This is a genomic window from Stenotrophomonas maltophilia (genome assembly GCF_002799245.1).
Lineage (GTDB): Bacteria > Pseudomonadota > Gammaproteobacteria > Xanthomonadales > Xanthomonadaceae > Stenotrophomonas > Stenotrophomonas maltophilia_S.
Map to the genome: position 1 here is coordinate 441,290 of NZ_NEQV01000001.1, position 21,209 is coordinate 462,498.

Sequence of the window (21,209 nt, forward strand, 5' to 3'; positions counted from 1 at the left end):
GCATGGAAACCCTCGACTATCGATTCGATGGACATACCCCGGTGCAGTTTCCGCACGACGCGGTGCTGGTCGGCGTGCTGGCCTCGGGCAACCTGGAAATACTGCTGGAGCCGGCCGCACTGGACGGCGCGATGACGGTGCGCATCATCACCGCCGCGCAGGGCTTCGGCAGCGTGTGGCAGGCAGTGATCAGCGACTTCGCGCAGCGCCATCCGCTGCGCGATGTACGCGTGTCGATCAACGACGCCGGTGCCACCCCGGCGGTGGTCAGCCTGCGCCTGGACCAGGCAGTGGAAACACTGCTGGCCGGAGGCACGCCATGAGCCACGCCCGACGCCACAGCTATTACGAAGCCGATGCACGCGAGCGCATCGCGGGACTGGCCGACGCCGGTTCGTTCCGCGAATTGCTCGGCCCGGCGCGACGGATGATGAGTCCGCACCTGGCCCAGCTCGACCAGCCGGCCGCATTCGATGATGGCATCGTGGTCGGCGAAGCCACGCTGCAGGGCAAGCGCGTACTGCTGGCCGCGCAACAGGGTGGCTTCATGGGCGGCGGCGTGGGCGAGGTGCACGGCGCCAAGCTGACCGGCCTGTTGCGGCGCGCGGCCGAAACACGGCCGGAGGGCGTGCTGCTACTGCTGGATACCGGCGGCGTGCGCCTGCATGAAGCCAATGCCGGGCTGATCGCCATTTCCGAGATCATGCGCGCCACCCTGGCTGCACGCGCTGCCGGCGTGCCGGTGGTCGCCCTGATCGGCAGCGGCAACGGTGCCTTTGGCGGCATGGGCATCGTGGCCCGCTGCTGCACCACGGTCATCATGTCCGAAGAGGGACGCCTGTCGCTGTCCGGCCCGGAAGTGATCGAGACCGTGCGCGGCGTGGAAGAGTTCGACTCACGCGATCGCGCGCTGGTGTGGCGCGTGACCGGCGGCAAGCACCGTTACCTGATCGACCAGGCGCAGGTGCTGGTGCCCGACGCCATCGAGGCCTTCGCCCACGCCGCCGCCGATGCGCTGCAGCCCGACTCGACCAGCAGCGATACCGGCACCGCGCTGGGCGCCCTGCAGGCCCGCCACGCCGCGCTGAAGGCGCGCGTGCAGGCCTGGGGCGATTGCCGCGACGGACTGGAGATCTGGACCCGCCAGGGCATTGCCGAACCCGAGCGACTGCCATTGCTGGATACCGACGCCTTCCTTGCCGCCACCGCTGGCCGGAGCCTGCCATGAGTGCACCGCTGCAGCCCCTGCTCGACGCCCTGTTCCCGCGTGGGCACGCCATCGACGTGCGCGATTCGGTACTGACCGGCACCGCATCCACCGCCGATGGCGAGGTGACGGTGATCGGCACCACCGACCGCATCGAGGTCGGCGTCGACCATGCACTCGTGCTGGCCGAAACCGTGCTGGCCAGCACCAGCGCACACCCGCAACGGCCGATCGTGATGCTGGCCGATACCGCCGGCCAGCGCCTGGCGCGGCGCGATGAACTGCTGGGCATCAATGGCTACTTCGCGCATCTGGCACAGACGCTCGACCTGGCACGCCGCCGTGGTGCGCGCCTGGTCACCCTGGTCTACGGTGAATCGGTCAGCGGCGGCTTCCTGTCCTTCGGCCTGATGGCCGACCACATCCACGCCCTGCCCGATGCACAGGTGCGGGTGATGGACCTGCGCGCGATGGCACGGGTGACCAAGCAACCGCTGGAGAAGCTGCAGGCGCTCAGCCAGAGCTCGCCGGTGTTCGCGCCGGGCGTGGCCAACTACGTGGCGATGGGCGCGGTCGAATCGCTGTGGGATGGCGACCTGGCCGAGCACCTGCTGCAGGCACTGCGCACGCCCAGCGACGGCGATCTGCGTGCCGCGTGCGGCGCACAACGTGGCGGACGGGCGCTGGCTGCGGATGTCTGCACGGCGGTGGCCCGCGGCGATGCCTGACCGGCCCGCCCGCCACACGCTGGTCTGGCTGTCGGCCAACGCCGGCTGGCGGGCCGACGTGGCCGCGCAGGAACCGCGCCTGGCAGCGTGGTTTGCGCAAGGGCTGCCCGCGATGGTGGCGCGGCGTGCCGTGGATGATCCCGACCCGCGGCTGCGCCTGGGCGTGCCGTTGCCACCCGGCGAAGGCAAGCAGCGCCTGGCCCTGCGCGTGCCGCTGCACGATGTGCTTCGCCAGCAGCCGCCGCCGACGCTGGAAGCGCTGCTCACCTCCGGTGTTGCCAGCGACTGGCAGGCCGCGCTGCACGCGATGGCGCGCCTTGCACCGGCCCGCGTGTTCGGCGCGTTCGCCTGGCAGCACCTGAGCGGCCTGCCCTATGTGCATGCAGCGTCGGACATCGACCTGCTGTGGCAGGTGGACGCCCCTGCGCAGGCCGATGCACTGGTCGCGCGCCTGCAGGGCTGGGAGCGCGAGCACGGCCGTCGGGTGGACGGCGAACTGTGCCTGGCCGACGGCGGCGCGGTGAACTGGCGCGAGTACGCCGGTGGCAGCCGCCAGGTGCTGGTCAAGCGCCTGGAGGGTGCCGCACTGGAAGCCCGCGAACGCCTGTTCACCGCCACCGGAGTGGCTGCGTGAACGCCCTCGCGCAGGCCAGCCCGCACATCGCGCGCCGCGTCGACAGCGCGCGCCTGGGCCGGCTGGCCATCGCCAGCCTGCACGCCGAACTGGCCTGTGCGCCCAAGCCTGGCCTGGTCACCCCGTTCGATACCGGCAGCCATGACGACATGGACGCCGGTACCTTCCTGCGCAGCCTGTTCGCGCTGCGCCACTATTTCACCGCCATTGCCGGCGCGGGCGCCGATGATGCGCCGTTCGCCACCCTGCGCGCACATGGCATCGCCGCCGAGGCGGCGATGCTGCGCGCCACCGGCGGCATCAACACCCATCGCGGCGCCATCTTCAGCCTCGGCCTGCTGGTCGCCGCCGCCGCACGCTGCCGCCGCGGGCTGGGCCACGCGGTGCCCGCCACGCAGGTCTGCCTGGCCGTGCAGGATTGGGCCAACGACTTCGCCGCTGCGCCACTGGATGCATCCAGCCCCGGACAGCGCGCGCGCCTGCGCCACGGCGTGCCGGGCGTGCGCGAGCAGGCGGCCGCCGGTTACCCGCTGCTGCGCGACCTGGCCGTGCCCACCCTGCGCCATGCCCTGCACAACGGTCTACCGCGCGATGCGGCGATGGCCCAGACCCTGATGCATCTGGTTGCACAGGTGGATGATCTGAACCTGCTGCACCGGGGCGGTGCCGAAGGCCTGGCCTGGGCCCAGCAGCAGGCGCGCCGTTTCCTTGGCAGTGGCGGCGCCTTCGCACCGGACTGGCAGGCGCGCCTGCGCGACATCAGTGAGGGTTTCGTCGCGCGCCGCCTGAGCCCCGGTGGCAGTGCCGACCTGCTGGCCTGCAGCTGGTTCCTGCTGCTGCAGGAGGGCGCATGAGCCTGGCCCTGCTCTGCCCGGGACAGGGCGCGCAGCATGCGGCGATGTTCGACCGTGTGCGTGACCTGCCCGCCGCCCGCGATGTGCTGCAGGCCGCAGGCGCCGTACTCGGCCGTGATGTCCTCGCAGTGGCCGCCGATGACGCGCGCTTCGACAATGCACTGGCGCAGCCGCTGCTGTGCGCGGCGACGCTGGCGCACTGGCAGGGGCTGCGTGATGCGCTGCCGGAGCCGGTGCTGGTGGCCGGCTACAGCATCGGTGAACTGGCTGCGCATGCGGTCGCCGATAGCCTCGATGCGAGCACCTGCCTGGCCCTGGCGGCGCAGCGCGCACGGCTGATGGATGCCGCCAGCCCTGCCGATGCGGGCATGCTGGCGGTGCTGGGGTTGGAACGGCGCACGCTGCAGCCGCTGTGCGATGCGCACGGCGCGCACGTGGCCATCGCCAACGGCCACGATCATTTCATCGTCGGCGGCACCCAGCCATCCCTGCAGGCGTTGGCGGCAGGCGCGCAGGCTCACGGCGCGGAGATCCGCCCGTTGCCGGTCCATGTGCCCGCACACACGCCGCTGCTGGCCGGTGCGGTGGCACCGTTTGCCGCTGTGCTGGAAGCAGCGCAGGTGCGGGCGCCGCGACTGACCCTGCTGGCCGGTGTCGACGCCCGCCCGGTGCGGGATCGCGCCGCAGTGGTGCACACGCTGTCGGCGCAGCTGGCACAGACCATCGAATGGGCGCAGGTGATGCGCCAGGCCTTCGAGCGTGGCGCGCGGGTGTTCCTGCAGCTGGGCCCGGGCAACGCATTGGCGCGCATGGTCGCGCCGGCCTATCCGTGCTGCGAAGTGCGCGCAGTGGAAGAGTTCAAGAGCCTTGAAGGCGCCGCGGCCTGGGTCCGCAACGCGCTGGAGCGGCTGCAGTAACGGGTTCGAGCAGTACGTATCACGCAACACGCCGTACGTCGCCTTACCCCGGGATGGCGGGTCTCCATCCGCGCTGTACGTGAGCCACGTGTCTGGGAGGGCGCATGAGTCCACAAATCGCAACGATCATCGGCCTGGTGATCATGTTCATCGTCGCCACGGCGATGCCGATCAACATGGGCGCCGTCGCCTTCGCGCTGGCCTTCATCATCGGCGGGCTGTGGGTCGACATGGGAGGCAAGGAAGTCCTGGCCGGCTTTCCCGGCGATCTGTTCCTGACCCTGGTCGGCATCACCTACCTGTTCGCCATCGCGCAGAAGAACGGCACCATCGACCTGCTGGTGCACTGGGCAGTGAAAGCGGTGCGCGGCCATATCGTGGCCATTCCGTGGGTGATGTTCGTGATCACCGCGGTCCTCACCGCGTTCGGTGCGCTGGGCCCGGCTGCGGTCGCGATCATCGGCCCGGTCGCCCTGCGCTTTGCCAAGCAGTACAACATCAATCCGCTGATGATGGGCCTGCTGGTCATCCATGGCGCCCAGGCGGGCGGCTTCTCGCCGATCAGTGTGTACGGCAGCATCACCAATGGCGTGGTGCAGAAAGCCGGGCTGGAAGTCACTGAAATGGCGGTTTTCCTGACCAGCCTGGGCTTCAACTTCATGATGGCGACGATCTGCTTCTTCGCCTTCGGTGGCATCGCCCTGCTGCGTCGTGGCTCGATCACTGCGGCGGGAACGATCGGCAATGCCGGGCTGGCGATGGCCGGTGGCCCGCAGGCATCGTCACGCCAGTTCGCGATCGAGGGCCATGGCGCGCTGGTTGCTGCCGGTGGCGGCACCCTGTCCAATGATCCGGCGGCACTCGATGCGGTGAACCTGACCCGCGAGCGGCTGTTCACCCTGGTCGGCCTGCTGGGCCTGGGCGTGGCCGCACTGATCTACAACCTCAACGTCGGCCTGGTCTCGATTACCGTGGCGGTGGCACTGGCGCTGTTGTCCCCGCAGAGCCAGAAGGGTGCGGTCGATGGCATCAGCTGGTCCACCGTGCTGCTGATCTGCGGCGTGGTGACCTACATCGGCGTGCTGGAACATGCCGGCGCGGTGGACTTCATCGGCAACGGTGTTTCCGACATCGGCATCCCGCTGCTCGGTGCGCTTCTGGTCTGCTACGTCGGCGGTATCGTCTCCGCGTTCGCCTCGTCTGCAGCGGTGCTTGGCGCAACGATTCCGCTGGCCGTGCCGTTCCTGATGCAGGGCCACCTCAGCGCAGCCGGCGTGATCTGTGCGCTGGCGGTGTCTTCCACCATCGTCGATGTCAGCCCGTTCTCAACCAATGGAGCACTGGTGGTGGCCTCGGCAGCCAAGGAAGAACGCGAGACCCTGTTCCGCCGCTTCCTGGTCTACAGCGGACTGGTGGTGGCGCTTGGGCCGCTGCTGGCGTGGCTGGTATTCGTGGTGCCAGGCTGGATGTAACCACCCGACGGTAGTGCCGGCCGCTGGCCGGCGCGACCTGGCGTTACACTCTGCGCATGGCCATTGCCCCTGCCCCGCGGTCACCGAAGAAGCGCGCACCTCTGTATGAAGAGGTGGCCGAACACGTGCGCGAGCGCATCTACGACTACCGGCTGCCGCCGGGTGAGTGGATCGACGAGCCCGCGCTGTGCGAAGAACTGGCCATCAGCCGCACGCCCCTGCGCGAGGCGCTGAAACTGCTGGCGGCCGAAGGCCTGGTGCAGATCGATGCCGGTCGTGGCAGCCGGGTCACCCGGTTGACGCTGGAAGACCTCAACCAGCTGTTCCCGGTGATGGCCATGCTGGAAGGCCGTTGCGCGCATGAGGCGGTGAAGCACATCGACGAGGCCGGCGTGCAACAGCTGGAAGACCTGCATGCGGCAATGGAAGCGGCAGCGGCCGGGGGCAACATCGCCGAGTACTACCGCAACAACTACCTGATCCACGAAACGGTGCAGCATTACGCGGGCAATCCCTGGCTGATCCGCATCACCCACGACCTGCACCGCATCCTGAAGATGCATCGCGGCCGCCAGCTGCTGACCCCGGGCCGCACCGCGCAGTCGCTGGCCGAACACCGCGAGCTGATGGAGTGCTTCCGCCGCCGCGACGCGCAGGCTGCCGAACGCACCATGGAGCGCCATCTGCTGAGCCAGGGCCAAGCCCTGGCTGCCTATGTGGCAGCGGGTGGACTGCTGAACGTGCCGGCGCCGTTGCCCACTGAAGGCGGCGGCTGAGCTGATGCGTTTGCCGGCCAGCGGCCGGCACTACCAGGATGTGACTTCGGCTGGGTACCCCGGAACGTCCCATCAATCGCTGCCACCACAGCTGCCGCCGTCACTGCTGCCACTGTCACTTCCGCAGTCGGAGCTGCTGTGGCTGTGATCGCTGTGGCTGTGGCTGTGGCTGTGGCTGTAATCGCTGTGGCTGTCACCGGAATACCCACCGGCGCTGTCGTAGCTTCCGCCGCCATCGCCCCGGCTGCCCGAGCCATCGGACGTGGTCACTGCCAGGCACAGGATGGCCCCGACCAGTGGCAGCAGCCAGACCAGCAGCAGCTGCACTGTCCGGCCGCCGGCCGACAGGCCGTCACGCCCGACAATGACCGCCGTGGCCACCACGTTCAGGACCAGCGCCAGCAGGACCAGCAGAAGGGCGACGATCAGCATGCGGCGGATTCCGGGCCTGGACTTGGGGGGATTATGGCCCGCCGTCCCGGCAATGGCCCTGCCTGTCATGAAGATGGGACAATGTAGGGCGCGCCGGCCTGCCTCCGGGCCGCCGGCCCCCCTGCACCACACGGAAGAAGAAGAACAACAACATGCTGAAAGTCATTTTCGATACCGACCCGGGCGTCGACGACGCCCTGGCGCTGCTGTACCTGCACAAGCACGCACAGATCGACCTGATCGGCGTCACCACCACCTTCGGCAATGCCTCGGTGGAATCGACCACCCACAACGCGCTGTACCTGAAGCAGGCCTGGGGCTTTGCCGCCCCGGTCGCGCGCGGTGCCGGTGGCCCGCTGCAGCCGGAAGCCACCCCGGAAGCCTGGCCGGTGCACATCCACGGCCACAACGGCCTGGGCAACCATCCGGTGCCGGCCAGCCTGGATGTGGCCGCCGATACGCGCCCGGCCCACCAGCTGATCATCGATCTGGTCCGCGCCCATCCGGGCGAAGTGACCCTGGTTGCGGTCGGTCGCATGACCAACCTGGCCCTGGCCCTGCAGCAGGCCCCGGACATCGCCGGCCTGGTGCGCGGCGTGGTGATCATGGGCGGCGCCTTCCACGTCAACGGCAACATCACCCCGGCCGCCGAGGCCAACATCTGGGGCGATGCCGAAGCCGCCGACGTGGTGTTCACCGCCACCTGGCCGGTCACTGCGATCGGCCTGGACGTGACCACCCGCGTGGAAATGAACCGTGACGGCCTGGACACCCTGGCCGCGATCGGCGGTGCCGATGCCGAGCTGGTGCGTGCACTGTCGCAGGATTACGTGGACTTCTACCTGCAGGCCGGCCACAAGGGCATGGTCGTGCACGACTGCTGCGCCTGCATCGCGCTGACCCGTCCGGAACTGTTCCAGTTCGAGCGCGCCAGCGTACGCGTGGCCACCGACGGCGTTGCCCGCGGCATGACCATTCCCAAGCCGGAAGGCCTGGCGTTCGGCCCCAGCGTGTGGGACGGCCACGTGGTGCAGTCGATTGCCATCGGCGTGGATGCGGCCGCGGTACTGGCCGACATCGAGCAGACCCTGAAGGTCTGACCCGCTAGCGCTTGGCCCTGCCCGGGACCGTCTCGGGCAGGGTCCACAGCACCGGCAGCACCAGCACCGCCACCAGCGCGATCATCGCACCTGGCGCTGCCGCCCAGCCGCTGCGCTCCACCCACCATTGCGCCAGCCACGGCGTCGCACCGCCAAACACGGCCGTGGCCATGGTCACGCCCAGTGCCAGCCCGCTGACCCGGCCTTCGCCGGGGAACTGCTCGGCCGTAGCCGGGGCCGCCACCGCGCTTACACCACCGGCCACGCAGGCCAGCAGCACCGCGGCCAGCGCGATGCCTGGCACCGACGCCTGTGCCATCCACGCAAACAGGGACAGTGGCAACAACGCTGCCAGCACGGTCAGGCCCAACAACACCGGCCGTCGTCCGACGCGGTCGGACAATGCGCCGCACAGCGGCGTGATCGCGATCACCGCCACCGCGGCGATCGTCGACAGCCACAGTGCATCGCCCTCATCGTGGCCCCGCGCGTGCAGGAATGCAGGCACATAGGTGATGCCCACGTAGTAGGTGATCGATCCCAGGGCCGAGATCGCGAAGGTGCGCGCCACTGCTGCAGAATGGTTGCGCAGCACATGCCGCAGCGGCGTGGCGGGAATGCTGCCCTCGCGGCGCTGGCGCTCGAACTCGGGCGATTCGTGCATGCCCGAGCGCGCGACCAGGATCACCAGCGCCAGTGCGGCGCCCACGAAGAACGGAATGCGCCACCCCCAGCTGTCCAGCTGCGGGGCGGGCAGCAGCGCCACGGTGAGTGCGGAAATGGCCACCGCCAGCAGCGCGCCCACTTCACTGGCAGCCGAGGCCAGCGAGGTGACCAGGCCACGTCGCCGCACCGGTGCGCTTTCCAGCAGATACGCCACCACGCCGGTGTATTCGCCGCCCACCGAAAACGCCATCACGCAGCGCAGCACCAGCAGCAGCACGCCGGCGGTCGCACCTGCCGTGGCGGCGGTCGGCAGCAGCGCGGTAGCCAGCATCGCGGCCGCCATCAATGCCATGGAGGCCAGCAGCATCCAGCGCCGGCCCAGCCGATCGCCAAGGTGGCCGAAACACAGCGCGCCCAGCGGGCGCATCAGGTAGGACACCGCAAAGCCGGCCAGTGTCACCAGCAGCGCCTGTTCGCCACCGCCGAAGAACACCCGCGACAGCACCGTCGCGAAGTACAGGTACAGGGTGAAGTCGTACCACTCCACCACCGTGGACAGGCCGGCCACCCACATTGAGCGCTGCCGCGCTGCGGTCATTGCGTGTTCGCCTTCAACAGCCTCGTTCCCGGTTGTGCAGGTTCCGGGCAGGGTGTCATGGCCGGGGTGAAGTACCGGTCATCGGGCATCCATCGGCTGCATGTATTGCGTCTCATGCCCGGTGAAGCGCTCTCCATCAAAGCCAAAGCAGAAGCGCCCCTCCTCGAACACGCGGTAGACCAGCAGCGCACCATCCAGGCAGAACTGCTGCTGGTCGACGCCCGTTTCGAGGGTTCCGTAGCGGATGGCGTCTCCCCCCTTCTCCGCCGGACCGGTAAACGCATCGACCGGCAATGGCGTGGCGCGACCCGTGCGGGTGTCGACCAGCACCACCGAGCGCTGGAAAAACTCGGGGCGATCATCGACCTGGACCAGCAGGTAGTGCTGGTTGAAGTTGGGCTTCTCGTTCCTGAGCGCTTCCTCGACGCGCACCACGTGCTGCGCATCGCAGAAATCGACCGGGCTGTAGCGATAGCTGCACCCGTCGTGGTCGTAGGGCAGGTTCATGCCGGAATAGCTGACGCTGGCCTCGCCGCCAATGTCATCACCCGGTTCGGGCGTGCTGCAGAGCAGCCAGGAATGCTGCGCATCCTCGGGATCGGCCATCAGCTTCGGCTCGCGTCCCTCCTCGTAGGCCGCACCGCCCGGGAAATCCTGCCCGAACTGCTGGCGGGCGATCGAGCGTGCCTTCTCCAGCGGCAAGCCGATCTTCGTCCCACGGAACGAAGCGAACGTCATCGTCGGCAGGATCACCTCCTCCACCGGCAGCCCCTTCCATTGCCCCTGCACGCAGAACGTGGCGATCTCGTTCTCCTCGTCCACCTTGCAGGGTTTCGACGCGTTCGCGGCCAGCCAGGGATGGGCCGGGCGCCCGGTTTGCTGATCGATGTACCAGCCGTCCAGCGCGCAGGTCGGCAAGGCATCGAGTAGCGGAGAGAGGCCTGTTGCGGTCGCCAGGGCGGCAAGCGGTGTGCCCGCTGCGGGTGCCGCGGTCGGTGCATCCGGTGTGCGCTGGCATGCCGCCAGCGCGAGTAGCCCAACCAGCAGCGCGACGTGGCGCGGACGCCGGATTGAAAGATGCGGTCCCTGCATTGCGTGCTTCCTGGTTTCGACACTCCCTGCAGATGATCGCCGATCCCGAGGCCGTGCAAGAATGCCGTAGATCCACGCCATGCGTGGATCCAGGGCCCCGCCCGTTACCCCGGCAGCTGCAGCTCTGCCCGCAGGCCACCGCCCTCGCGGTTGTGCAGCCGCAGTGAGCCGCCCAGCGACTGCGCCAGCTGCACCGCGATGGCCAGGCCCAGGCCGGTCCCGCCGGTATCGCGATTGCGCGAGCTTTCCAGCCGATGGAACGGCGCCAGCACGGCCTGCAGCTGGTCCTCGGGAATGCCGGGGCCACGGTCGGAAATTCCAATCCACACCCTTCCGGCCTCATCGCGGCCCGCCTCGATCTCGGCGGCACCGGCGTAACGCAACGCGTTGTCGACCAGATTGCCGACCACCCGGCGCAGCGGCTGCGGCCAGGTCTGCACGACCAGTCCAGCGGGCGCAACACCACTGACCGGCTTGCCCATGTCCTCGTAATCGCCGACCACGCTGGCCAGGAATGCGCCCAGGTCCATCGCCACCGGCGCGCCACTGGCGACGTGGCTGCTGCGCGCATAGGCAACGCCCTCGCGCACCAGTTGACCAAGGTGGTCGAGGTCGGCCAGCAGCCGCTGCTGGGTGCTGTCTTCAGGCAGGGTCTCCACCCGAAGCTTCATGCGCGTGATGGGGGTCTGCAGGTCATGCGAGATCGCGGCCAGGATCTGCAGGCGCTCACTGACATGGCCACGAATGCGGGCCTGCAGCGCGTTGAGCGCGGCCGCCGCACCGCCCACTTCCGCAGGGCCATCTTCAGGCAGTGCGGGCCCGTCCTTGCCCGGCTGCAGATGCTCCACCGCATGCGACAGCTGCTGCAGCGGGCGCATGGCCAGGCGCACCGCCAGCCACGCGCAAACCAGCAGCAGCGCCAGCTGCACCAGCAGCACGGCGGGCAGCCAACGCGCCAGCGGCAAGCCGGACGGGGTGACTTCAATGGTCAAGGGTGTGCCGTCATGGAGGCGCAGTTCCACCTCGAACCGCTCCGGCAGGCGAGCCACCTGGCGCGCCTGCAACGGATAGCGGTACTGCAGGCTGTCGTCGATGATCGCGGTGACCTGGCGTGCACGATCGGTCTGCAGGCCTGGTCCGGCCGCGGCCGGGCGCAGCAGGTAACGGTAGGTGCGCCGCTCCAGCCGCGGCACCCACGCATCACGCTGCTCCGCGGGCAGGTGCTCCAGCAGCGCGACACTCACCGCCACATCCTCGTCGAGGTTGCGCAGCATCATGCTGCGCGTGGATTGGTAACGTTCGAAGAACAGCAGGCCGAAGGACAGTGCGTGGGCCAGGGCCAGTCCGCCCAGCAGCACCAGCAGCAGCCGCGCCGACAACGTGCGCGGCCAGCGTGGACGGCGTGCGCCGGTGTTCATTCGTCCGGCCCCAGCAGCTGCACCGGCACGCTGAACACGTAGCCTTCGCTGCGCACGGTCTTGATGTAGGTGGGCTCACGCGCGTCATCGCCCAGGCGCTGGCGCACGCGGCTGACCAGCAGGTCGATCGAGCGATCGAACAACTCGGCATCGCGGCCCTGGGTGAGGCTGAGCAGCTGGTCGCGGCTGAGCACGCGGTTGGCGTGGTCGAGAAACACGCGCAGCAGGCGGAATTCCGCACCGCTAAGCGGATAGGCGGTGTCCTGCGCATCCAGCAGATGGCGGGCAGTGGTATCCAGGCGCCAGTCGCCGAAGGCCAACTGGCGGCCGGCTTCGCTCACCTGCAGGTTTGGCGGCAGCATCTGCGTGCGTCGGATCACCGCATTGATGCGCGCCAGCAGTTCGCGCGATGAGAATGGCTTGGTCACGTAGTCGTCGGCGCCCATTTCCAGGCCGATGATGCGGTCGGTCTCGTCGTCGCGGGCGGTCAGCAGCACCACCGGCACCGCACGATGCTTGCCGGCGCGCAGGTTGCGGCACAGGCTCAGTCCGTCCTCGCCTGGCATCATCACGTCCAGCACCACCAGATCCACCGCATGGGTGTCCAGCAGCGCGCGCATGGCCCGACCACCGTCGGCCTGGCTCACGCGCAGGCCGTTGCGTTGCAGGTAGTCGGCCAGCATCTGGCGGATCTCGCTGTCATCGTCGACGACCAGGATGTGCGGTACGTGGTTCATTGCGTTCTCGATGAAGACGGAGGTCAAGGCCGCGCGGCGCGGCCATGGTAGCGCGGCTCAGGGGGTGGCCAGCAGGCGCTGGATCTCGCTTTCGGTACGCGCGTAGTCGCCCTCGCCGTAATGGCGGTAGACCACCCTCCCCTGCCGGTCGAGCAGGTACAGCGCGGGCCAGAAGCGGTTGCCCCAGGCGTTCCAGATCCGGTACCGGTTGTCCTGCACCACCGGCCAGGTGATATCCAACCGCGCGATGGCCCTGCGCACGTTGCCGGGCAGCCCTTCATAGGCGAACTCCGGCGTATGCACGCCGATCACCTTCAGGCCCTGCGACGCGTACCGTGCATGCCACTGGTGCACATACGGCGCCACGTTGAGGCAGTTGCTGCAGGTGTAGGTCCAGAACTCGACCAGCACGATCTGCCCCCGCAACTGCTTCAATGTGACCGGTGGGCCGTTGTGCCAGGGCCCGCCACCGTCGAACCCCGCCATCGGTGCTGTGTCGAGCGGTTGCGCGCCGGCATCCGCGCCCGGCCATGCCAGCAACAACGCCGCTCCGCCCAGCAGGCCCAGCAGCAGCGGCAGCGCGTAACCTCGTAGTGCCGCCATCGCTCAGCCCCCCTGCTCGGCCAACGGCAGTTCCGCCGGCTTCACCCCGGCCGCTTCCAGGATGCTGTCGGCCACCTGCGCCGGATGCGAAAGCAGCGACACATGGCTGCTGCCGATCGATTGCAGCTGTGCACCGATACGACGTGCGGTCGCGGCCTGCAGCTGCGGCGACAGCATGCGATCATCTCGGCTGAGCACGTACCAGCTCGGCTTGCTGCGCCACGCCGCAACATTCACCACCTCGCCCAGCGCGCTGGCCTTCAACGGGACCTGCGTGCTGTACAGCAGTGCGGCCGACTTTTTCATCACGTCCGGCGCGAAGTCCTGGGCGACGGCATCGGCCGGCAAGGTCAGGTAGCCATCCCTCTCCTGCAGTCGGGCCAGGCCCGGACCGACCGGGAATCCTTCGCCCTGTTGCGCCGAAGACTGCCCTGCATCCGGTGCGAAGGCCGCCACGTACACCAGCGCCTGCACCTTCGGGTCATTGCCCGCTTCGGTGATGACCGTGCCACCCCAGCTGTGGCCGACCAGCACCACCTTGCCGGGCGCGGCAGCAATCGCGCGACGGGTAGCGGCGACGTCGTCGGCCAATGAGGTGAGCGGATTCTGTACGGCCACTGCCGGCAGCTTCCACTCGTGCAGGGTGCTGATGACCTTGCTCCAGCTGGAGCCATCGGCGAAGGCGCCGTGCACCAGGATGACGGTGGGGGGCGCGCCGGCATCGGTCTGCGCGGCGAAGGCGGGGGTGACGGCGCCGGCAAGGGCGAGAGCGGCGGCAAGCAACGAGGTACGGATCATGGGTGGCACTCCGGTGTTGGGAGTGGCCATTTCCGCCTGCCGGTGTATCGGCGCTGTTTCTCCGTGGCGCGGAGTTGTACCGGACTGTAGGGCGCAGGCGGGTTTCTACAGTGGGATACATTCGGGCGCCGGTCCTGGCTGGGCGCTACCGGGTGGATATCGCTCCCCGCACGCGGGCGCGCAGCGCCCCGATGGGCATCAACGCGTCGTCTTTGTATCTGACTGTACGAAACCCCGGCCGCGGCCACAGTCGCTGACAAAACCCCGGGCAACGGCACACGTTGCCGATACCTGCGCCGCCTGAAATGGCCTCCATCGACCACTGGCCCGCAGGACACCACCATGATCAGCACTGCCTCTTCCGTGTATACCCCCCACCTGACGGCCTGGGCGAACTCTGGCAGGGCTATGCGATCACCGACCAGGGTTACGGCAACTTCAAGCTGCCGCTGCTGTTCCTGGCCATGCTGCTGCCACTGATCCTCAACGGCGGCGGCGCACTCAGCGTGGACCGACTGCTGGCCGGCTCGCAGCATGCCCCCGTCGGCAATGACGGCTTGGGTTGGGGCGTCAGCCTGATCGCCCTGCTGCTGCCGGTTGCCGCGCTGTTGCCCGGCGTCGGCTTCGGCGGCGCCCTGCTCGGCGGTGTGCTGCTGCTGGGCTATCTGCTGCGTCGCCGCCGCTCCGCCTGAGCTGATTCCCATGTTCCCGCGCTTTTCGCTTTCCGTCGCCTCTTCGGCGGCGTCCATCCCGCACGCCCCGCGTGCTTTCCCAAGGAGTCACCACATGTCCGTCTCGACCAAGAACACCCCTTCCTTCCGCCTGCCGCGCATCGGTGCCATTGGCATCGCCCTGGCCGGTGGCCTGCTGCTGGCCGGCCAGGCCGCGGCGATCCAACCGCTGGCGATCAGCGCGGTGGCCATGAGCGCCGCCGCCGAAGGCAAGTGCGGTGAAGGCAAGTGCGGGGCCAACAAGACCGCCACCAACAAGCCCGCCGGCAAGGCCAGGGTGGCCGAGGGCCAGTGTGGCGAAGGCAAGTGCGGCGACGCCTCGTTTGCCCGCACCGATCGTGACCACGACGGCCGGGTCTCGCGTGCCGAGTTCAACGCCGTGGCCGCCACGCGTGCCGCCGAGTTCGACCGCATCGACACCGATCACGACGGCTACATCACCGAGCAGGAAGCGCACGACTACCTGCGCAGCATTTACACCGCCAACGGCAAGCCGATGCCGAAGGGTCTGTTCTCCCGCGTTGACGATTGATCGACGTTCAACCGGCGCCGCCTTCAAGGCGGCGCCCTCTCTCTGGAGCATCCGCCATGTCCCTGCCCCTGCCCTTCAATGCCGCCGGTCTTGGCCTGCGCCGTGGCCTGATCGACGAACTGCTGGCAATGCCGGCCGGTGCCATCGACTTCCTCGAAGTCTCCCCTGACAACTGGATCGGCGTCGGCGGTGCACACGGGGCCGCGCTGCGCCAACTCAGCGAGCGCCACCCCCTGACCTGCCACGGCCTGTCACTATCGCTGGGGGGGCCGGACCCGCTGGACCGCCCCCTGCTGGCACAGACCCGCACCTTTCTCGATCTGCACCAGGTGCAGCTGTACAGCGAACACCTGAGCTACTGCGCCGCCGGCGGCCATGTCTACGACCTGCTGCCGCTGCCGTTCACCGCCGAGGCCGTACGCCATGTCGCCGGCCGCATCGCCCAGGTGCAGGACATGCTGGGCCGACGCATCGCAGTGGAGAACATTTCCTACTACGCCGTTGCCGGTGCGGACATGAGCGAGATCGACTTCATCAACGCCGTACTCGCCGAAGCCGACTGCGACCTGCTGCTGGACGTCAACAACGTCTTCGTCAACGCCTGCAACAACAGTTACGACGCCTTCGAATTCCTGGCCCGCGTGCCGTCCCACCGTGTCGCCTCGCTGCACGTAGCGGGCCACTTCGATGAAGACAATGGCCTCAAGATCGATACCCACGGTGCGCCGGTGAAAGGCGTGGTCTGGGCGCTGTTGCACGAGGCCTATGCGCGGGTGGGCGTGCGCCCCACGCTGCTCGAGCGCGACTTCAACTTTCCGCCGCTGGCCGATTTGCTGGCCGAGGTTGCGCAGATCCGCCAGGCGCAAACCGAGGCACGTTGCCCCGAGGTGGCCCATGGTTGAGTCGCTGGCTACCCTGCAACGGCGCTGGGCCGATCATGTGCGCGACCCTGCGATGGTCGCACCCGATGGCGTCGAGGCGCGCAGGCTGGCGGTATACCGCCGCCTGTGCATCGACAGCCTGGACACCCTGCTGGCCGGCAGCCTGCCGCGACTGCAACAACAATTGGGCACGCCGCGCTGGCGCGACACAGTGGAGTACTACTACGCCAGCCACGCCTGCCAGACCCCGTTGTTCCCACGGATCGCCGGCGAGTTCGCGACCTGGCTGGCGGTGCAGGACGCGCTGGTACTGCCGGGCTGGGCAGCGGAACTGGCGCACTACGAGAGCACGCAGCAGTCGCTGCACATTGAAGCGCGTGACGCCGGCCGCTCGCTGCGCCGTGTTCCAGTGGGCAGTGATGTGCTGGTGGTTTCGCCGTTGGTGCGGGTGCTTGGCTACCAGTGGCCGGTACATGAGGACGAGGCGCTGGAGCCAGTGTTGAGCGCAGCTCCCACGCTGCTGGTGATCCAGCGCCTCGCCGATTTCAGCCTGCAGGTCGAGGAACTGTCACCGCTGGCCTACGCGCTGCTATCGGTCTTCGGTGACGACGACGCGCCGGTGGATAAGGCACTGCAGCTGCTGTCCGAAACACATGGCGTGGAAACGGACGCATTGCGCGTGGCCTGTGTGCCCGTTCTGGGCGAGCTGTGCACGGCGGGCGTGCTGGTTGTGCCGAACGACTGTTGAGGGTGCCGGCCAGCGGCCGGCACTACCCATTCATTGGCCGGCCAGCGACCGGTGCTACCCATCCCCTACTTCGAGGTTTGACCATGGCCGTTTCCAATCCACCCCTGCTGTACGGCTGGCGCCTGTTCGTGGCCATCGCGGCGGTACTGATCGCCTTCGCACTGGGAGCGTTCGCCCTGCATGCCGATGTGGCCGAGGGCAGCCGAGCAGCGATCCGGGTCACTGCACGCACATCGTTCCTGCTGTTCCTGGCGGCGTTCACGGCATCGTCGTTCGCCAGCCTGCTGCCCGGCCCGTTCACCCGGTTCCTGCTGCGCGAACGGCGCATCATCGGCCTGTCCTTCGCGTTCTCGCACCTGCTGCATGCAATCGCCATCACCAGTTTTGGCATCCTCAACCCGGCATTCTGGCCAGCACGATCCGCGCTGGCCAACCTCCCGGGCACGGTGGGCTACATCGCCATCCTGGCGCTGGCCATCACCTCGCACCGTGGGCTCGCCCGGCGCATGGGACCCACCGCCTGGCGCCGCCTGCACGTCACCGGCATGTGGATCATCGCGGCGGTGTTTACTTACTCGTACTTCAAGCGCGTGCCGGGCAACTTCTGGTATGCGGTGCCGTCGGCGCTGCTGTTCACCGCCTTCGTGGTGCGCTGGATTGCCAAGCGGACGCAGGCGCTGCGCCGAAGTGCGCATGCGCGGCCGCCGCTGCGGGCGGCCTGATAGGCCGCGTAGGCATCGAGGATCTTCTGCAGCCGCGCGTGCTGCTTCGTCCCCATGGGGACCCGTTGCACGCGCTTCAGCAGCGTCTTCCACATGTATCCGGATCGGAAGAAATACGGCCGCACTTCGAGAAAGGTCAGCGCGACATCCAGCGTATCTGGATCGTGTTCGGCAAGTAGCTTCAGCGCGTTGGCGTAGCCACCCGGAAACGCGAGCCGCTCGTAGTGCTGGTGGAACGCCGCGCAGGCCTGGGCGTGCAGCAGCTTCTGTTCCGGGTCACGCCAGCGCGACGCAGCACTCTCGTGGATGGCCCGCTGCAGCCGGTTGATCTCATCCGCATTGGCGCGGATCAGGCGTTCCATCGGGGCGCGGGATACGGACATGAATCTTTCCAGATTTGTCAGGGGTCAGATCCCTTTCCCCCGGGAAATGGATCTGACCCCGTCTACGGTCACGGCGCGCGGCGCAATGTCACCAGGGTGATCTCCGACGGCACGCCGATGCGCGCCGGGAAACCGGCCCAGAGGCCCGCACCGTTGCCCACGTACAGCGTCATCCCGTCCACGTCGTAGCGGCCGGAGACAAAGCCACCATTGGCCCGTTTCACCAGCTGGTCCATGCCGATGATCTGTCCACCGTGAGTATGCCCGGACAACTGCAGCTTCACGCCGCGCGCTGCCGCCTCGCGCGCGTTGCGCGGGCGATGATCGAGCAGGATCACGGGCGCAGATGGATCGGCACCGGCCAATGCGGCGTCCAGATCCGGCAGCGGCAGGCCATAGCGTGCGGCGACCGGATCGGTGACCCCGGCGATGGTCAGCGCCGCATCGCCGCGCCGCACCTGCAGATGGCTGTTCTCCAGCACCTGCATGTGCAGCGCGCGGAACGCCTGCATCCAGTCCTGGTACTGCGCGTAGTACTCATGGTTGCCGGTGATGGCGACGACACCGTCCGGCGCCCGCAGGTCTGCAAGGGGGCGCGCGTCGTCACGGCGGGCCTCGACACTGCCGTCGATCAGATCGCCGGTGATCACGATCAGGTCCGGCGTCAGTGCGTTGCTCTCGTCCACCACCCTGCGCACCCAGTCGCCGGTCAGCAGGCGGCTGGCGTGGATGTCGGTCAGCTGCAGCACGCGATAGCCGTCGAACGCGGCCGGCAATCCGGCAATGCTCACCTCGATCTGCCGGGGCTGGGGCACCGCCATGCCCTGGCTGATGCCATAACCGCTGACCATCAGGGCCAGCACGCCGGCTGCCGGCCGCAGGCTGCGCGTGCGCAATGCGGCCACCGCGCGTGGCCGGCGCAGCAGGCGGGAAGCGAGCAGGCCGGCATCCAGTACCAGCATCACCAAGGCCAGCAGCAACACCGCCGTGGAGCCGGTAGCCAGGGTAGCGATGGCCAGTTTCGGAATCTCGGGCGACGCCATCGTGCCCCAGAAGGTGGCGACGATGCGCAGCTGCACGGCCACGCCTACCAGCAGCAGCGACAGCACGACCTTCAGCCAGGTGGGCATGCGCAGTGGCCAGAACAGGCGCCAGGCCACATACAGGCCCATCAACAAACCGATCGTACTCAGCACTGCAACCATCCAGGAAAGAAAGCGGGCCCGCCATGGTGACGGCTGCGGGCAGCGTTGTGTAGCGCCGGGCCCGGCTGCTCAGGGAGCAGCCGAGCATGGGCTCGGCTCTACAAACATCCTCAAGCAGCCGGGCATGGGCCCGGCTCTACAACGATGTGCTGGTCAAGCGATGCCGTCGAGGCGTTCCACCCGCAGGCGGGCGATACGACGCTTTTCCATCGCCAGCACGGTGATGCGCACACCGGCCACTTCCACCGCATCGCCGATGTCCGGAAGGCGGCCCAGCTGTTCCAGCACCAGGCCGGAGATGGTCATGTAGTCGGCGCTGCGCGGCAGCGATACACCGGCCAGCCGTTGCAGGTCGTCCAGGGTCAGCGCGCCGTCGGCCTCCCATTGGCCCTCGCCCTGCGCGACCACGCCATAGCGTTCATCCTGGGTATCGACCAGGTCACCGGCGATCGCCGCCAACAGGTCGTTGGCGGTCACCAGGCCTTCCACGCTGCCGTACTCGTCCACGGCCACCGCCAGCGGCACCGGATGCTGGCGGATCAGTTCCAGCGCCTGCAGTGCACTGGCACTGGACAGCACGTACTGCGGCTCACGCAGGTTGCCTTCCAGCTGCAGCCGCTTGCCCTGCAGCAGGTCGGCCAGCAGGTCGCGGCTCTGCACCACGCCACGCAGGCTGTCCAGATCACCATCGCCCACCAGCAGGCGGGTGTGCGGCGACGCCACCAGGCGTGCCACAACGTCCTCCTGCCCGCGCGCCAGGTCGATCCATTGCACATCGGCACGCACGGTCATCACGCTCGACACCGGCCGATCGGCCAGGCCCAGCACGCTGCGGATCATCTCGTGCTCGGCCGGCTGCAGGCGCTCTTCGGCGTCCACCTGCTCGTCCACACCTTCGTCGGCATGGCCGTTGGCCGGACGTGCGCCCAGCATGCGCAGCACCGCATCGGCGGTGCGCTGGCGGAACGGCTGGCGGCGCTCGTTGCGCTCACGATTGAAACGCACCCACTGGTTGAACGCTTCAACCAGGATCGAGAAGGCGATCGCCGCGTACAGATAACCCTTCGGGATCTTGTAGCCCAGGCCTTCGGCCACCAGGCTGAAACCGATCATCAGCAGGAAGCCCAGGCACAGCACCACCACCGTGGGATGCTTGTTGACGAAGCGGGTCAACGGCTTGCTCGCCACCAGCATCAGCGCCATCGCGATGGTCACGGCGGCATACATCACGCCCAGGTTGTCGACCATGCCGACCGCGGTGATCACCGAGTCGAGCGAGAACACCGCATCAAGCACCACGATCTGTGCCACCACCATCGCGAAGCTGGCATAGACCTTCTTGCCATCCTCGTGATGCTCACGGCCTTCCAGCCGTTCGTGCAGCTCCATGGTGCCCTTGAACAGCAGGAACAGGCCGCCGCCCAGCAGGATCAGGTCACGCCCGGAGAAGCTGTGGTCGAACAGCGTGAGCAGCGGCTCGGTCAGTTTCATGATCCAGGCCAGCGCGGCCAGCAGCACCAGCCGCATCAGCAGCGCCAGTGCCAGGCCGATCACCCGCGCGCGGTCACGCTGGTGCGGGGGCAGCTTGTCGGCAAGGATCGCGATGAACACCAGATTGTCGATGCCGAGAACGATCTCCAGCACGACCAGGGTTGCAAGGCCCATCCATATCGAGGGGTCAGCCAACCATTCCATTTCAGGTCCGTTTCGTCAGTAGGTAAGGGGAAAAAGCAATCACTCAGTCAGCGTCCTGCACCTGCGCCGGGTCATGCCCAAGCAGGTCGCCGGGCGTGCACTGCAACTCGCGGCAGATCGCATCCAGAGTGGAAAAGCGGATGGCGCGCGCCTTGCCGGTCTTCAGGATCGACAGGTTGGCCAGGGTGATGTCGATGCGCCCGGCCAGCTCGGACAGGGTCATGCCCCGTTCCTGCAGCATGCGGTCCAGGGTGATGATGACCGCCATCAGCGCGCGCCC

At 68.1% G+C, this 21,209-nt stretch carries 23 protein-coding genes and 1 pseudogene; 14 read left to right on the forward strand and 10 right to left on the reverse strand.

Annotated elements, in window-relative coordinates; genetic code table 11:
* The first annotated feature begins 2 nt into the window (after nt 1-2).
* The 8 genes from mdcC to B9Y64_RS02090 all read left to right on the forward strand — a co-directional run bounded on the left by mdcC (nt 3) and on the right by B9Y64_RS02090 (nt 6,588).
* Nucleotides 3-323 carry a malonate decarboxylase acyl carrier protein gene (gene mdcC, locus B9Y64_RS02055; protein WP_100439878.1) on the forward strand — a complete coding sequence of 107 codons (321 nt, stop codon included), beginning with the start codon at nt 3-5 and terminating at the stop codon, nt 321-323.
* A complete protein-coding gene (locus tag B9Y64_RS02060; protein ID WP_100439301.1) occupies nt 320-1,228 on the forward strand; it encodes a biotin-independent malonate decarboxylase subunit beta in 909 nt (302 codons plus the stop codon). The genes mdcC and B9Y64_RS02060 overlap by 4 nt, the downstream gene beginning before the upstream one ends.
* Nucleotides 1,225-1,935 (forward strand): biotin-independent malonate decarboxylase subunit gamma, encoded by a 711-nt coding sequence (gene mdcE / locus B9Y64_RS02065; protein ID WP_100439302.1) that lies wholly within the window; start codon nt 1,225-1,227, stop codon nt 1,933-1,935. The genes B9Y64_RS02060 and mdcE overlap by 4 nt, the downstream gene beginning before the upstream one ends.
* Complete coding sequence (gene mdcG, locus B9Y64_RS02070) at nt 1,928-2,569, forward strand: malonate decarboxylase holo-[acyl-carrier-protein] synthase (protein WP_100439303.1); 642 nt, start codon at nt 1,928-1,930, stop codon at nt 2,567-2,569. Before mdcE ends, mdcG begins: the two co-directional genes overlap by 8 nt.
* Nucleotides 2,566-3,423 (forward strand): triphosphoribosyl-dephospho-CoA synthase MdcB, encoded by an 858-nt coding sequence (gene mdcB / locus B9Y64_RS02075; protein ID WP_100439304.1) that lies wholly within the window; start codon nt 2,566-2,568, stop codon nt 3,421-3,423. Before mdcG ends, mdcB begins: the two co-directional genes overlap by 4 nt.
* On the forward strand, nt 3,420-4,340 hold the full coding sequence (mdcH, locus tag B9Y64_RS02080) for a malonate decarboxylase subunit epsilon (protein ID WP_100439305.1): 921 nt from the start codon (nt 3,420-3,422) through the stop codon (nt 4,338-4,340). The genes mdcB and mdcH overlap by 4 nt, the downstream gene beginning before the upstream one ends.
* A 104-nt stretch (nt 4,341-4,444) precedes the next feature.
* Nucleotides 4,445-5,812, forward strand: a complete 1,368-nt coding sequence (locus B9Y64_RS02085; protein WP_100439306.1) for an SLC13 family permease — start codon at nt 4,445-4,447, stop codon at nt 5,810-5,812.
* 56 nt (nt 5,813-5,868) lie between these two features.
* The gene (locus tag B9Y64_RS02090) at nt 5,869-6,588 is read left to right on the forward strand and encodes a GntR family transcriptional regulator (protein WP_100439307.1); all 720 of its coding nucleotides are present in this window, start codon (nt 5,869-5,871) and stop codon (nt 6,586-6,588) included.
* 72 nt (nt 6,589-6,660) lie between these two features.
* Here B9Y64_RS02090 and B9Y64_RS02095 read toward each other — a convergent pair whose 3' ends face one another.
* Nucleotides 6,661-7,020 (reverse strand): hypothetical protein, encoded by a 360-nt coding sequence (locus tag B9Y64_RS02095; protein WP_100439308.1) that lies wholly within the window; start codon nt 7,018-7,020, stop codon nt 6,661-6,663.
* A 152-nt stretch (nt 7,021-7,172) separates the two neighbouring features.
* Here B9Y64_RS02095 and B9Y64_RS02100 point away from each other — a divergent pair, with 152 nt between their 5' ends.
* Nucleotides 7,173-8,120, forward strand: a complete 948-nt coding sequence (locus B9Y64_RS02100) for a nucleoside hydrolase (RefSeq protein WP_100439309.1) — start codon at nt 7,173-7,175, stop codon at nt 8,118-8,120.
* 4 nt (nt 8,121-8,124) lie between these two features.
* Here the strand turns inward: B9Y64_RS02100 and B9Y64_RS02105 are convergent, their stop codons facing one another.
* The 6 genes from B9Y64_RS02105 to B9Y64_RS02130 form a co-directional block, all read right to left on the reverse strand.
* Nucleotides 8,125-9,384 (reverse strand): MFS transporter, encoded by a 1,260-nt coding sequence (locus tag B9Y64_RS02105; protein WP_100439310.1) that lies wholly within the window; start codon nt 9,382-9,384, stop codon nt 8,125-8,127.
* Nucleotides 9,385-9,462: 78 nt separating this feature from the next.
* On the reverse strand, nt 9,463-10,476 hold the full coding sequence (locus B9Y64_RS02110; protein ID WP_100439311.1) for a hypothetical protein: 1,014 nt from the start codon (nt 10,474-10,476) through the stop codon (nt 9,463-9,465).
* Nucleotides 10,477-10,580: 104 nt separating this feature from the next.
* The gene (locus tag B9Y64_RS02115) at nt 10,581-11,894 is read right to left on the reverse strand and encodes a sensor histidine kinase (protein ID WP_100439312.1); all 1,314 of its coding nucleotides are present in this window, start codon (nt 11,892-11,894) and stop codon (nt 10,581-10,583) included.
* A complete protein-coding gene (locus B9Y64_RS02120) occupies nt 11,891-12,631 on the reverse strand; it encodes a response regulator (protein WP_100439879.1) in 741 nt (246 codons plus the stop codon). The genes B9Y64_RS02115 and B9Y64_RS02120 overlap by 4 nt, the downstream gene beginning before the upstream one ends.
* Before the next feature lie 57 nt (nt 12,632-12,688).
* A complete protein-coding gene (locus B9Y64_RS02125) occupies nt 12,689-13,234 on the reverse strand; it encodes a redoxin family protein (RefSeq protein ID WP_100439313.1) in 546 nt (181 codons plus the stop codon).
* A gap of 3 nt (nt 13,235-13,237) precedes the next feature.
* The gene (locus tag B9Y64_RS02130; RefSeq protein ID WP_100439314.1) at nt 13,238-14,032 is read right to left on the reverse strand and encodes an alpha/beta fold hydrolase; all 795 of its coding nucleotides are present in this window, start codon (nt 14,030-14,032) and stop codon (nt 13,238-13,240) included.
* Between the two features lie 380 nt (nt 14,033-14,412).
* Between B9Y64_RS02130 and B9Y64_RS02135 the strand changes: the two are divergent.
* The 5 genes and pseudogenes from B9Y64_RS02135 to B9Y64_RS02155 all read left to right on the forward strand — a co-directional run.
* Nucleotides 14,413-14,724: pseudogene (locus tag B9Y64_RS02135) on the forward strand (DoxX family protein); the annotation flags it as partial.
* Nucleotides 14,725-14,818: 94 nt separating this feature from the next.
* Nucleotides 14,819-15,295 carry an HvfA family oxazolone/thioamide-modified RiPP metallophore gene (locus B9Y64_RS02140; protein ID WP_100439315.1) on the forward strand — a complete coding sequence of 159 codons (477 nt, stop codon included), beginning with the start codon at nt 14,819-14,821 and terminating at the stop codon, nt 15,293-15,295.
* A gap of 56 nt (nt 15,296-15,351) precedes the next feature.
* Nucleotides 15,352-16,197, forward strand: a complete 846-nt coding sequence (locus tag B9Y64_RS02145) for an HvfB family MNIO-type RiPP peptide maturase (RefSeq protein ID WP_100439316.1) — start codon at nt 15,352-15,354, stop codon at nt 16,195-16,197.
* Nucleotides 16,190-16,924 (forward strand): HvfC family RiPP maturation protein, encoded by a 735-nt coding sequence (locus tag B9Y64_RS02150; RefSeq protein WP_100439317.1) that lies wholly within the window; start codon nt 16,190-16,192, stop codon nt 16,922-16,924. The genes B9Y64_RS02145 and B9Y64_RS02150 overlap by 8 nt, the downstream gene beginning before the upstream one ends.
* An 83-nt stretch (nt 16,925-17,007) precedes the next feature.
* Nucleotides 17,008-17,646: a ferric reductase-like transmembrane domain-containing protein gene (locus B9Y64_RS02155; protein ID WP_100439318.1), complete on the forward strand. Its 639-nt coding sequence runs from the start codon at nt 17,008-17,010 to the stop codon at nt 17,644-17,646.
* Between the two features lie 451 nt (nt 17,647-18,097).
* Here the strand turns inward: B9Y64_RS02155 and B9Y64_RS02165 are convergent, their stop codons facing one another.
* The 3 genes from B9Y64_RS02165 to B9Y64_RS02175 form a co-directional block, all read right to left on the reverse strand.
* Nucleotides 18,098-19,234 (reverse strand): metallophosphoesterase, encoded by a 1,137-nt coding sequence (locus tag B9Y64_RS02165; protein ID WP_100439319.1) that lies wholly within the window; start codon nt 19,232-19,234, stop codon nt 18,098-18,100.
* Between the two features lie 153 nt (nt 19,235-19,387).
* The gene (locus B9Y64_RS02170) at nt 19,388-20,929 is read right to left on the reverse strand and encodes a TerC family protein (protein WP_100439320.1); all 1,542 of its coding nucleotides are present in this window, start codon (nt 20,927-20,929) and stop codon (nt 19,388-19,390) included.
* Between the two features lie 43 nt (nt 20,930-20,972).
* Nucleotides 20,973-21,197: a helix-turn-helix domain-containing protein gene (locus B9Y64_RS02175; RefSeq protein WP_100439321.1), complete on the reverse strand. Its 225-nt coding sequence runs from the start codon at nt 21,195-21,197 to the stop codon at nt 20,973-20,975.
* Between the last annotated feature and the right edge of the window lie 12 nt (nt 21,198-21,209).